At 55.5% G+C, this 12,799-nt stretch carries 6 protein-coding genes, 1 tRNA gene and 2 rRNA genes; all 9 read left to right on the forward strand.

The annotated features are described in order from the left end of the window. Nucleotides 1-219 precede the first annotated feature (219 nt). The 9 genes from ACHQGU_RS01760 to ACHQGU_RS01800 all read left to right on the forward strand — a co-directional run bounded on the left by ACHQGU_RS01760 (nucleotide 220) and on the right by ACHQGU_RS01800 (nucleotide 12,798). Nucleotides 220-2,961, forward strand: a 23S ribosomal RNA gene (locus ACHQGU_RS01760). 120 nt (nucleotides 2,962-3,081) lie between these two features. Next, nucleotides 3,082-3,197: ribosomal RNA gene (rrf, locus tag ACHQGU_RS01765) — 5S ribosomal RNA — on the forward strand. Nucleotides 3,198-3,224: 27 nt separating this feature from the next. Next, nucleotides 3,225-3,301 (forward strand) — tRNA-Met (locus ACHQGU_RS01770). A 500-nt stretch (nucleotides 3,302-3,801) separates the two neighbouring features. Next, on the forward strand, nucleotides 3,802-4,695 hold the full coding sequence (locus ACHQGU_RS01775; RefSeq protein WP_395495660.1) for a LysR family transcriptional regulator: 894 nt from the start codon (nucleotides 3,802-3,804) through the stop codon (nucleotides 4,693-4,695). Between the two features lie 253 nt (nucleotides 4,696-4,948). Continuing rightward, entirely contained in the window at nucleotides 4,949-6,547 is a 1,599-nt protein-coding gene (locus tag ACHQGU_RS01780; RefSeq protein ID WP_395495661.1) for a serine hydrolase, read from the forward strand. Continuing rightward, the gene (locus tag ACHQGU_RS01785; protein ID WP_395495662.1) at nucleotides 6,544-7,725 is read left to right on the forward strand and encodes a serine hydrolase domain-containing protein; all 1,182 of its coding nucleotides are present in this window, start codon (nucleotides 6,544-6,546) and stop codon (nucleotides 7,723-7,725) included. The genes ACHQGU_RS01780 and ACHQGU_RS01785 overlap by 4 nt, the downstream gene beginning before the upstream one ends. Nucleotides 7,726-7,890: 165 nt before the next feature. Further along, nucleotides 7,891-9,099 (forward strand): FAD-dependent oxidoreductase, encoded by a 1,209-nt coding sequence (locus ACHQGU_RS01790; RefSeq protein WP_395495663.1) that lies wholly within the window; start codon nucleotides 7,891-7,893, stop codon nucleotides 9,097-9,099. Nucleotide 9,100: 1 nt separating this feature from the next. Beyond that, nucleotides 9,101-11,542 (forward strand): penicillin acylase family protein, encoded by a 2,442-nt coding sequence (locus ACHQGU_RS01795; protein ID WP_395495664.1) that lies wholly within the window; start codon nucleotides 9,101-9,103, stop codon nucleotides 11,540-11,542. Further along, entirely contained in the window at nucleotides 11,539-12,798 is a 1,260-nt protein-coding gene (locus ACHQGU_RS01800) for a serine hydrolase domain-containing protein (protein WP_395495665.1), read from the forward strand. Before ACHQGU_RS01795 ends, ACHQGU_RS01800 begins: the two co-directional genes overlap by 4 nt. Nucleotide 12,799: the final 1 nt, after the last annotated feature.

Raw genomic sequence — 12,799 nt, forward strand, 5'->3', positions numbered from 1 at the left:
TTGTTAGTGTGAATCGGTTGGTGCGTATCTGTGCGTGCTGTTTTTCTGTGGGTTGTCTGACCCTCAGATCCTGCGAGAGATTTCAGGATCTGTGAAAGCAGAAATCAGCGTTAGCGACCAGATGCGTTTTTAAAGAGAGAACGTGTGACGTGCTCGGATGCATCATGCGGGAACTCGGAAGTGTCACTTTGTGGCATGGATGGTTTCTGTGCATGGGGCGAGTGAGCGCGATAAGGGCATTCGGTGGATGCCTTGGCACCAGGAGGCGATGAAGGACGTAGCACGCTGCGAAAAGCTACGGGGAGCCGCGAGCAGGCTTTGATCCGTAGATATCCGAATGGGGCAACCCACCCGCAAGGGTATCGTAGTCTGAATACATAGGACTATGAGGCGAACCCGGGGAACTGAAACATCTCAGTACCTGGAGGAAAAGACATCAATTGAGATTCTGCTAGTAGTGGCGAGCGAACGCGGAACAGGCCAGTGGTCTTTGGAAGAGAAGCAGAACACTCTGGAAAGGGTGGCCATAGTGGGTGATAGTCCCGTATGCGTAGCGCTTCTGAAGATCCTTGAGTAGGGCGGGGCACGTGAAACCCTGTCTGAACATGGGGGGACCACCCTCCAAGCCTAAATACTCCCTGGTGACCGATAGTGAACAAGTACCGTGAGGGAAAGGTGAAAAGCACCCCGACGAGGGGAGTGAAATAGACCTGAAACCGAATGCCTACAAGCAGTCGGAGCCTCTTATGGGGTGACGGCGTACCTTTTGTATAATGGGTCAGCGAGTTTCTGTTTGCAGCAAGCTTAAGCCGGTAGGTGTAGGCGTAGCGAAAGCGAGTCTGAATAGGGCGTCTAGTTGCTGGCAGAAGACCCGAAACCGAGTGATCTAGCCATGGCCAGGCTGAAGGTGCGGTAACACGCACTGGAGGGCCGAACCCACGCCTGTTGAAAAAGTCGGGGATGAGCTGTGGCTAGGGGTGAAAGGCCAATCAAACTCGGAAATAGCTGGTTCTCCGCGAAATCTATTGAGGTAGACCGTCAGGAATTTACCCCGGGGGGTAGAGCACTGGATGGGCTAGGGGGGCCCAAAGCCTTACCAAACCTAACCAAACTCCGAATACCCGGAAGTATTAGCCTGGCAGACAGACAGTGGGTGCTAAGGTCCATTGTCGAGAGGGAAACAGCCCAGACCACCAGCTAAGGCCCCTAAATCGTGGCTAAGTGGGAAAGGATGTGGGGATTCCAAAACAACCAGGAGGTTGGCTTAGAAGCAGCCATCCTTTAAAGAAAGCGTAATAGCTCACTGGTCTAATAGAAACCCTGCGCCGAAAATGTAACGGGGCTCAAGCCACGTGCCGAAGCTGTGGGTGCATATCTATGATATGCGCGGTAGCGGAGCGTTCCGTAGGTCTGTGAAGGAAGCGGGGTGACCCCTTCTGGAGATATCGGAAGTGCGAATGCTGACATGAGTAGCGACAAACAGTGCGAGAAACACTGTCGCCGAAAGTCCAAGGGTTCCTGCGCAAGGTTAATCCACGCAGGGTTAGTCGGCCCCTAAGGCGAGGGCGAAAGCCGTAGTCGATGGGAATCAGGTGAATATTCCTGAACCTGCCAGAAGTGACGAATGCAATATGTTGTCAGTCCTTATCGGATTGGACTGGCTTTTGGCGCATTCCAGGAAATAGCTCTGGCATATAGACCGTACCCGAAACCGACACAGGTGGACTGGTAGAGAATACCAAGGCGCTTGAGAGAACGATGCTGAAGGAACTAGGCAAATTACTCGTGTAACTTCGGGATAAGCGAGACCCGTTAGTGGGCAACCATTGGCGGGTGGCACAGACCAGGGGGTAGCGACTGTTTAGTAAAAACACAGGGCTCTGCGAAGTCGAAAGACGACGTATAGGGCCTGACGCCTGCCCGGTGCCGGAAGGTTAAGAGGAGGTGTGAGAGCACTGAATTGAAGCCCCGGTAAACGGCGGCCGTAACTATAACGGTCCTAAGGTAGCGAAATTCCTTGTCGGGTAAGTTCCGACCTGCACGAATGGCGTAACGACTTCCCCGCTGTCTCCAGCATCGGCTCAGCGAAATTGAATTCCCCGTGAAGATGCGGGGTATCCGCGGTCAGACGGAAAGACCCTATGAACCTTTACTGCAGCTTTACAGTGGCATCAGAGACATTCTGTGTAGGATAGGTGGGAGGCTTTGAAGCAGGGGCGCCAGTTCCTGTGGAGCCATCCTTGAAATACCACCCTGAATTTTTCTGATGTCTAACCGCGGTCAGTTAGCCTGATCCGGGACCCTGTATGGTGGGCAGTTTGACTGGGGCGGTCGCCTCCCAAAGTGTAACGGAGGCGCGCGATGGTGGGCTCAGGCCGGTCGGAAACCGGCTGCTGAGTGCAATGGCATAAGCCCGCCTGACTGCGAGAGTGACAGCTCGAGCAGAGACGAAAGTCGGCCATAGTGATCCGGTGGTCCCGCGTGGAAGGGCCATCGCTCAACGGATAAAAGGTACTCTAGGGATAACAGGCTGATCTCCCCCAAGAGTCCACATCGACGGGGAGGTTTGGCACCTCGATGTCGGCTCATCACATCCTGGGGCTGGAGCAGGTCCCAAGGGTTCGGCTGTTCGCCGATTAAAGTGGTACGTGAGCTGGGTTTAGAACGTCGTGAGACAGTTCGGTCCCTATCTGCCGTGGATGTTGGAGATTTGAGAGGATTTGTCCCTAGTACGAGAGGACCGGGATGAACATACCTCTGGTGCACCGGTTGTCGCGCCAGCGGCACCGCCGGGTAGCTAAGTATGGACGGGATAACCGCTGAAAGCATCTAAGCGGGAAACCCACCTCAAAACTAGATCTCCCTGAGAGCCGTGATAGACCATCACGTTGATAGGCCAGGTGTGGAAGCGCAGTAATGCGTGTAGCTAACTGGTCCTAATCGCTCTATAGGCTCACTCTCATACTGTCCCCTTAAAAGGACAGCCCGTGCACAGAAATCATCCATGCACGCGTCACACACAAAAAAATTCTCTCTTTACCAACCGCATCCACACCACCCCACTCAGGGTGGACTGGATGACCTGGTGGCCATGGCGGGGAGTGATCCACCCGATCCCATCCCGAACTCGGCCGTGAAACCCCCCAGCGCCTATGATACTGCGGCTTAAGTCGTGGGAAAGTCGGTCGCCGCCAGGTCTTCCAGTCTACCCTAATCAACACCACCGCGGGGTGGAGCAGCCCGGTAGCTCGTCAGGCTCATAACCTGAAGGCCGCAGGTTCAAATCCTGCCCCCGCAACCATATCCCCTACAAAGAAATCCAAACCCTAACCCGATGCAGAAATGCAGGCGGGAAATAGCGCTTTGGTTAAGGCCAAAACACACGTAGGCCTGCTGTAGGCGACGTAGGCTATGCTTCAAAGCTGGGCCCGATTGGTCAACAACATGAAAAATTCAGGCTTGAAACGAGCAAGATGCAGCGCAGAAATACTGCCTCACTGCCTTCTGATCCGGCTGCATCACCAAGGACAATAATTTACGGTATGAAAGAGGCTCTCTACTAAGCACAGAGTGATTTGGTGAAAGCCCTCAGAGGCATAGACGCATGCATAAGAGAGCGAAGAGTATTGCGGGGGACTCCTCTTCCTCGTAAGTCACTTCCTTCCATCCGTATCGCGAAAAGCAAACTCAGGTAGTGATGGTAACGAATAATGTGTCCTTCAAATTTGTTGTGATGTTTTAACATTCTGTTATGACAGAATGACACCAGCACAATAGAGCAGAAAGGGTGAAACGCTCGTTATGCGTTTACGTCAGATCGAAGTTTTCTATGCGATCATGTCCACAGGTTCCCTGCGTCGTGCTGCCGAGGTCCTGCATGTCTCCCAGCCCGCTGCCAGCAAGGTGCTGCGCTATGCAGAGCAGTCTTTAGGGTTTGCGCTGTTCGAGCGCACCGGGGGGAGGCTGGTGCCCACGCGGGAAGCGCGGATCATGTTGCCTCATGTGAACACGATCTTTGAGAAAATTTCTGATCTCAAAAGATTAACGGAAAACCTGCGTTATGCGCGGGATGGACACGCCATCAGCATCGGCTGTGTGCCAAGTCTGGGGCTGAGCGTGGTCCCGCGGGTCATTCAGCGCTATCACGCTGCCCATCCGGGAAACGAGCTGACAATCGATACCCTGCATGGGCCGGAAATTGTCTCACGCATTCTCAATCATGATCTTGATCTGGGGATTGTGTTTGGGACGTATGAAAAGCAGGGGCTCACGGCCAGCCATATTGCAGACGTCCCTCTGGTGCTGATTGATCAGGAGACGGTCGCAGGCCCGGTCGCGTTGGAAAACATTAATCCTGCCCGCTATATTGGTCTGAGCGAGAATGATCCTACTGCCCGCCTTCTGGATATGGTGTGGGAAGAGGCCGGCCTTTCGACCGTGCCAGTCGTGCGGGTGCGTACACATTATATGGCAGCGGAACTGGTCCGGCTTGGCGGTGGCTGCGCCATTGTGGACGGGTTGACGGCTTTGCATCATCCGGGTTTGCCTGTGCCGCTTCCGCTCAAGCCCCCTCTGGGCATTTCCTGCACGGTTCTCTTTCGTGCTGATTATGCACTTTCACATATTTCACGTGATATTTTAGAACTTCTTAAAGAAGAAATTCAGAAAGATCTTGCCGGCCTGCCAGCTCTGTAACGGCAACGGTATCCCTTAACCATTGGCTAATGGGTCATGACATTTTTGACATAGACAGATCCCGCTTTTCTTCTGATCATTCCGATATCGTATTTACGTGGTGATCGGACGAGAAGATGCATCCTCCCCCTTCTCTCTGTATGGTTGTCTCCCTACTGTTTTATGGCATGTACCATAAAAAATCTTTCTAAGGCTTTAGCTTTCCATGTTTCATTCAAACGTCTTCCTCACACTGCGGCAGCATCCCACCAGAATGAAACAGCGTGCAAACATCGCTATGCAGTGTGGCACGCTGGCTGCGCTGTTGATGGCGTTGAGTGGCACATCAGTTCAGGCTGCAACACCAGCTTTGCCTGATGGTCTGACAGAGCAGAAGATTGATGATGTTGTCAGCAGAGCGCAGAAGGCTTTTGATGTGCCGGGTATTGCCGTTGGTGTGATCCATGACGGTAAAATCGTTTTTGCAAAAGGGTACGGGCGCAGGGAAGATAATGAAAAAAGCGGGAAGGTGGATCCCAACACCCTCTTCGCCATTGGCTCCAACAGTAAGGAATTTACGGCGACCGCTCTGGCAACACTTGTGGATGAGGGTAAGCTGAAATGGACCGACCGCGTCATTGATGTCATGCCCGAGTTCAAGGTCTCTGACCCCTGGATTACACGCGAGTTCCGTGTGAGTGACCTGCTGACCCATCATAGTGGCATGGGGCTGGGGGCAGGCGATATGATGCTGTTCTCCCATAGCACTTTTACTCGCAAAGATGTTCTGGCCGGGCTTCCCTACATGCCATTCACGGGGCGCTTTCGGGCGGACTATGCCTATAACAATCTGCTCTATGTCGTGGCCGGAGCGCTGGTAGAAAAAATCTCTGGACAGACATGGGAGCATTACGTTCAGACGCATCTGATTGATGCGGCAGGTCTCCCGGCGTGCCAGAGCACATTCCCGGTTAAGGGGCAGACGGATGTTGCCGCAGGGCAGGGGAGTGATGGCGTTCTGCCGGACCGAGCCACGCTGGAACCGGTCGCCGTGGCACCCGCAGGTGGTGTGTGGTGCAGCGTGAACGGCATGAACCGCTGGGTGCAGACGCTTCTGAATGGCGGCAAGACCGTGGAGGGCCGCAAAATTATCAGCCTTGCTCAGCGTGATGCACTCTGGGCGCCTTCAGCGCTTATTCCGGTGCCCGACAGCGCCGCTAAAACGCAAAGCCACTTCCGTGCTTACGGCTATGGCTGGTTTATGGAGGATTTTTACGGTTTAAAACGCGTGTGGCACACAGGGACTATCAGCGGCATGGTCAGCTACGTCTCCATGCTGCCAGAGAAGAATAGCGGTCTGGTTGTGCTCACCAACCATTATGCGAACTCCGCAACCGCTTCCATCGCCCTGACTATGAGTTCCCTTATAGCCACCGGAAAAAGTGTAGACTGGGTCACATACTGGCAGGATGAGACTAAAAAGGCAGAGGATAAGGCAGCAAAAGGAGCGTCCACCACCGGGCCGGGCTCACCCGCGCGGCCCTTTATCGCTCTTCCGATGTCTGATCTGAAAGACTATGTCGGCCTTTATCATGATGCATGGCGCAGAGACATCCGCCTCTCTCTTAAAGGCAATGATCTGGTCATGACGTTTGGGAAGGCTGATGGTCTGTCCGGTACCCTGTCCGCCCTGCCGCATGATCTGTTTGTCGCAAAATGGCAGAACCGTGCCGAGGATGCAGAGGACGACAGCTACGTGCAGTTTGAGCGCAATACATCCGGCAAGGTCACGGGGTTCCATATGCAGGTGGTCGGGTCGGACTTCAGCTTTGATGCGCAGGATCTGCACCCGATCAAGGTTTCCGCTCAATGACAGTCTGGTTCCCTGCTTTCTCCCGTAGGGGTTTTTTGCAGGGATCATCTCTTCTGCTTGCACAGGCTGCTCTGTCCGCTTGCCAGGCGCCGCCTGAGGCTGACAGGTTTGTAAAAGCGGATGCGCTGATCCGGCAGGCGATCAGCAAAGGCGAGTGCCCCGGCGCAGTCTGGGGTGTGGGCCAGCAGGGGCGGCTGATTCACCGTAGCGTCTTTGGTGCGCGCAGCCTTGTGCCAACGCATGAGGCCATGACTTGGGATACCGTGTTTGATATGGCCTCCCTCACAAAACCGATGATCACCGCGCTGGCTGTCATGCAGCTTGCGGAAAAAGGGCTGGTTGATGTTAATGCGCCTGTAGCCCGTTACCTTCCGCAGTTTGCAGCCGCAGGCAAAGGGCAGATTACAATCCGGCTGCTGCTTACGCATTTTTCCGGACTGCAACCCGATCTGCCCCGCATGCCGGACTGGTGGGGGAAAGCCGCAGCAACGGACCGTATCATGCAGGCTGTTCCAAAAATCGCGCCGGGCAGCGGCTTTATTTACAGTGATCTTAATTTTATTGCCCTTGGTCTTCTGGTTGAAAAACTGACAGGCCAGACACTGGATGTGTACGCGCAGAATGCCATTCTTAGCCCGCTTGGTATGACGCAATCGGGCTTTCTGCCGCCCATTAGCGAACAGGCGCGTATTGCCCCCACGCAGTATGATGAACACGGCACGATGTTACGCGGTATAGTGCATGACCCCACAGCCCGCCGCATGAACGGCGTTGCGGGGAATGCCGGCCTGTTTTCTACGGCGGAAGATTTGGCCCGTTACGCACAGGCCTTGCTGGACAAACGGACCGGGCGACCCAGCGCATTTCCTCTCAGTCGCGCAACGCTGTTGATGATGACAACACCTCAGCAGCCAGCAGGACAAAGTAGCCTGCGTGGTTTCGGGTGGGATATCGCCTCGCCCTATGCCTCCCCAAGAGGAGAGCGGTTGTCCCATCATTCTTTTGGTCATACCGGGTTTACAGGCACGTCGCTGTGGATCGATCCGGATAATGATTGCTACGTTTTTATTCTGACCAACCGTGTCCATCCCAATGGTGGGCACAGTGTGGTGCATCTACGGCATGATGTGGCAACGGCAGTCGGGGAGGCGCTGGGGGTGCCGGAGGCTGGGCCGTAGGGAAGGACTGTCCGATTGGACTTAACCTGAGGTTAAGGGGGGCGGGCATTTTTTAAATGGCATGCCGGGGGATCTGTTTTTAGATTTTCTTCTGAGAAGATCCCGGAACATGGCATGCGCATGTTTGAGCGGGCTCATCATGATCATAAGGGATCGGTGGTTTTTATGCCTGCAAAGCGGACAATCACGGTAGTGGGTGGCGGCGTTATTGGCCTGACAACCGCTTATGCGCTCATTCAGGCCGGACACAGCGTGACGCTGGTAGAGCGGGAAGACCATGTTGGTGAGCAGGCCAGTTTTGGCAACGGCGGCCAGCTGAGCTACCGCTATGTGCGGCCCCTGGCGGATGCCGGAGTTCCGCTGGAAGCGCTCTCATGGATGCTTCAGGCCGACTCTCCCATTTCTCTCAGGCTTCGGCTCGATTGGAAGCAGTGGCGATGGCTGGCGGATTTTCTACTGGCCTGCAATGCCAGAACCAACAAGGCCAACGCAGCCAGGCTTTTGGCGCTCGCCCTGCAGGGGCAACAGGCTTTAAACCAGTGGCGGCAGGACGGGCTGGATGATTTTTTGTGGCGGAAGCCCGGCAAGCTGGTTGTGTATCGGAACGCCCATAAGTTTTCCAAAGCCGCCAAATCTATCAGTAACCCGCAGCAGGAACAGGTTCTGACCCCGGCGGAATGTGCGCAGGTAGAACCAGCTTTTGCGGGTCTTGCACCCACACTGGCAGGCGGCATCTTTTCTCCTGATGATGAAGTGGCAGATTGCTACCTGTTCTGTCAGGCGCTTCTCAAATCTCTTAAACAGAGCAAAGATTTTCAGCTTGTAAAAGGCGATGGCACACTTGAGGATGACCAGAGCGGCCGGTGCCGGGTACGGATCAACGGGGCGGTGTGGCAGACAGACCTTGTGGTTCTGGCGGCAGGACTGGCCTCCCGTGATCTGATGCAGCCACTGGGTCAAAGACTGCCTCTCTACGGGCTGAAAGGCTACAGTCTGACCGTGGAGGCAGATCCGGCCGTGCTGCCTGATGTGAGTGTCACAGATTATGACAACCGCGTTGTGTATGCCCGTCTGGGCGATCGGCTGCGTATTGCCGCCATGGTCGATATTGGCGCACTGAATGCCTTGCCTGATCCGCGCCGCATCGCCTCGTTGAAACATCTGGCAGAGGAAACGTTGCCGGCCGCCGGTCCTTACGCGTCCGCTGACACATGGGCGGGGATGCGGCCTGCCACGCCTACAGGGGTGCCTTTGGTGGAGCGGACGCAATGGCGTAACCTGCTGCTCAATATTGGTCATGGGGCTTTGGGATTCACGCTCTCCTGCGGGTCCGCCCTGACTATTCGGGACCTTGTTGAAGAGATGCAGCCGTAAGATGAGACACGCCTCCACGCTTACCCGTCGTCATGTTTTGCTGGGGGGTGTTGCTGCCGGTTTGGCAGGACTGACCTCCCGCGCTCTGGCCGGAAAAAAAGCAGCCTCCCGCATGGTGGGGCTGGAGGGACTAAAGGCCCCGGTTGAAGTGCTGGAGGACCAGTGGGGCGTGCCGCATGTGCGTGCCGCTTCCGTGCAGGATGCGTTTTTTGCAAATGGCTATCTGATTGCGCGGGACAGGCTGTGGCAGCTCGATTTTGAGTATCGCCGGGCTCTGGGCAGACTGGCGGAAGTTTACGGGCCTGATTGTGTGCCGTCAGATACGGCAAGCAGACTGTTCTTGTTCCGGGGTGATGCACAGGCAGAGTTTGCAGCGTTGCCGCCCACCGTGCAGGCCTGCGCCCGAGCCTATGTGGCGGGGATCAACGCCTCTCTTGCCCGAATCAACACGGGTGAAGAAAAACTACCCGAAGAATTCGATATTTTTTCCTATCATCCGCTTGAATGGGATGTTCTGGATCTGGTGCGTATCCGGGCGGAAGCAACGGGGAATACCAAAGCTGAAATCCGGCGTGCCCAGTTGGCCGCGCAGGATGCGCTGGACTATGATGCGCTGATCCAGCCCTTGCGACCCGCCCACACGCTTAGGGTGCCGGATGGGCTGGATGTTCATGCGGTTACGGAGCAGGATCTGGGCCTGTTTGGTGTTTTGCAGGATGGCCCCTCTCTTTCCGGCCTGCATGCGGTGCCGTCTCCCAGTGAGGGCGACCACCGGCGCGCCAATGAGGGTAGTAATGCGTGGGTCATTGCGCCTACGCGCACGGCTACTGGTCGGCCCATTCTGGCGAATGACCCGCATCTCAGTTTTGGCTCACCCGGGCCGCGTCATGTCATCCATCTGACAGCGCCGGGGCTGGATGTTATTGGCGGCGGGGCACCGGGTATGCCGGGCGTCATGCAGGGCCATAATGCGCATTTTGCTTTTGGACGCACTAATTTTCATATCGATCAGGAAGATCTGTTCATCCTGCGCACGCATCCCGACCATCCTGACCGCTATTTTCATAATGGGCGCTGGGTGGAAATGGAGCATGAGGAGATCTCCATTGCTGTGCGCGGTGGGCCTGCGCAAAACGTCACCCTGCGTTATGCAGCACAGGGGCCGGTTGTTTCCGCCGATGCTGCGCGAAACAGGGCAGTGGCAGTTTCCGCCACATGGCTCTATCCGGGTGCGAACGGCATGCTCGCCAATATCGGCATCAATCTTGCCAGCGACTGGGATAGTTTCCGAAAAGCTCTGAAACTTCATACCAGTCCAACAAATTTCACCTATGCGGATACCGCTGGAAATATCGGCTGGCAGGCCGCAGGCGGACTGCCGGAACGCCGCAACGGTTATGATGGCCTGCTCCCAGCACCGGGTGATGGGCGCTATGACTGGAAGGGCCTCCAGCCGTTGGATGCGCTCCCTAACAGCTTCAATCCGGCCCATGGCTGGTTCGGCACGTCCAATGAACTCAATCTGCCAGCGGATTACCCGTATAAGGAACGCTGCGTCAGTTATGAATGGAAAGATCCTTACCGTTACAAGCGTGTTGCAGAAGTCCTTCAGGACTCTCCGCATGCCACAGTAGCGGATAGCGTGGCGTTGCAGCATGATACGCTCTCTCATCTGGCTTTGTCCGTGGTGCAACTTCTGCCGGAAGTGCCTGCGTCCGTGCAGGCAGAAGCCGCGTTGCTGCGCCGCTGGGATGGGCGCGTAGAGGCGACAAGTGCTGCCGCCGCGTTGTATGAGGTGTGGTGGACCCGGCTGAATACTCTGTTCTATCAGGCTCTGGTTCCGGAAAAATTGCGTGCTCTTCTGCCTCAACCGCTTAATGCATCTGTTCTTCTGGCTCTCCTGCAAAAGTCCGATGGCCGACTGGGGGAAACGCCAGAGGCGCAGCGTGATGCCCTGCTTGTCAAAGCGTTTCAGCAGGCCGTGGAAGAGTTGCGCGACCGTCTGGGGCCGGTGGCAGCGGCATGGCAGTGGGGCAGTCTGCATACCGTGCGGCTTCGTCACCCGCTCCATGGCGTAAAAGCGGTAGCAGAAGCGTTTCTGCCCATAGGGGGAGAAACGGCCCGGAGTGGGGGAGACCCATACACGGTCATGGCGCGCTGGTATAATCCGGACGTATCAGAAACAGCGCTTGCGCAGGGCCATAATCCGTATGCTGTAACAGGCGGGGCCAGTTATCTGATGGTGTGTGATGTTGGGGCGTGGGACAACTCGCTGTTCCTTAACTTCCCTGGCCAGTCTGCGTTGCCGGACAGCGGGCATTATGCGGATGTTCTGCAACTCTGGCTTAAGGGCGCTATGCAGCCCCTTCCGTTTTCTGCAAAAGCCGTTCAGGCCGCAGCCAGACATCATGCTGTCTTGTATCCAAAAGGAAAAACGCTATGAAATTTAAAGTCTGTTCCGTTCTGGCTCTGGCGTTTTTCAGCACAACAGCTCTGGCGCAAACAGCGACCGATAAAAAAATGGATGCCGTGTTAACGCACGGTGAACGCCAGCCTCTGGCGGCACTGGCTGCCGTCAAGCTGGAACACGGTCAGCCTGTTTACCAGTATTATGGCGGGTTTGCGCGGCGTGATGGTGCCCAAACTGTTCCGGTTAAGCAAGAAACTCTCTTCCGTATTGCGTCCATCTCCAAGGTGGTGACCACTATCGGGCTGATGGAACTGGTTGAGCAGGGCAAGATCAATCTCGATCATGACGTCTCGGAGTATCTCGGTTTTCCTTTGCGCAATCCGGATTTTCCCAACACCCCTATCACCGTGCGGATGCTTTTAAACCATACCTCCACCATTCGGGATGGCGATGTGTATGTATTGCCGCCCGGTAAGTTGATGCGTGATTTCTTTGATGAAAGTCATAAACCCGGAAGCCAAGACTATCATTTCTCTTTTCATGATAGCCACGAACCCGGAACGTATTTTACCTATTGCAATCTGTGCTACGGGCTTGTCGGCACCATCATCGAGCGGGTCAGCGGGGAGCGGTTTGACCGCTATCAGAAGCACCATGTTCTGGAACCGTTGAAAATTGACGGTGGCTATAACGTCGCGGAGCTGGAGCATCCGGAGCGTCTGGCCACGCTTTATCAGTATGTGCCCTCAGGTTATGAGGCTGCAGTTGATAGCCAGCCTCTTAAAGTCTGGAGAAAAGAGGATTTGGCGTCCTACAAAATTGGCAGTAATGGAAGCGTATTTTCTCCACAGGGTGGACTCCGTATTTCTTTGCAGGGGCTCACACGTCTGGCACAATTCATGATCCAGCGCGGCACGCTTGACGGTGTCAGGCTTCTGGCTCCGCAAAGCATCGAGGCGATGGAAACACCCACCTGGACATTTAATGGCAAGAACGGCGTCTGCCCGTACCCGCTCAGCACCTATGGCCTGAGCCTGTTCACGCTGACAGGCACAAATGACACCAATGGAAAGCCTGCCAGCCCTTATGTCGGGTATCAGGGCGGCCTGCGTGGCCATCTGGGGGATGCATACGGGCTCCATTCCGGCTTCTGGTATAATCCGCAAAACGGAGAGGCCTATCTGTTTGCCGCAGACGGCTACCCTGACTATGAGCAGGAGAATCCCGGGCAGTATTCTTCTTTCTCCAGAGTAGAAGAAGAAATTTTCACAACTCTGGCGGGGAAATGAC

The organism is Acetobacter sp. KSO5 (assembly GCF_044094635.1).
Classification (GTDB): Bacteria; Pseudomonadota; Alphaproteobacteria; order Acetobacterales; family Acetobacteraceae; genus Acetobacter; species Acetobacter cerevisiae.

What these genes read in the sequence shown, in the direction of transcription:
- ACHQGU_RS01775 (WP_395495660.1), top strand. Translation starts at nt 3,802, where the DNA reads ATGCGTTTACGTCAGATCGAAGTTTTCTATGCGATCATGTCCACAGGT.
- ACHQGU_RS01780 (WP_395495661.1), top strand. Translation starts at nt 4,949, where the DNA reads ATGAAACAGCGTGCAAACATCGCTATGCAGTGTGGCACGCTGGCTGCG.
- ACHQGU_RS01785 (WP_395495662.1), top strand. Translation starts at nt 6,544, where the DNA reads ATGACAGTCTGGTTCCCTGCTTTCTCCCGTAGGGGTTTTTTGCAGGGA.
- ACHQGU_RS01790 (WP_395495663.1), top strand. Translation starts at nt 7,891, where the DNA reads ATGCCTGCAAAGCGGACAATCACGGTAGTGGGTGGCGGCGTTATTGGC.
- ACHQGU_RS01795 (WP_395495664.1), top strand. Translation starts at nt 9,101, where the DNA reads ATGAGACACGCCTCCACGCTTACCCGTCGTCATGTTTTGCTGGGGGGT.
- ACHQGU_RS01800 (WP_395495665.1), top strand. Translation starts at nt 11,539, where the DNA reads ATGAAATTTAAAGTCTGTTCCGTTCTGGCTCTGGCGTTTTTCAGCACA.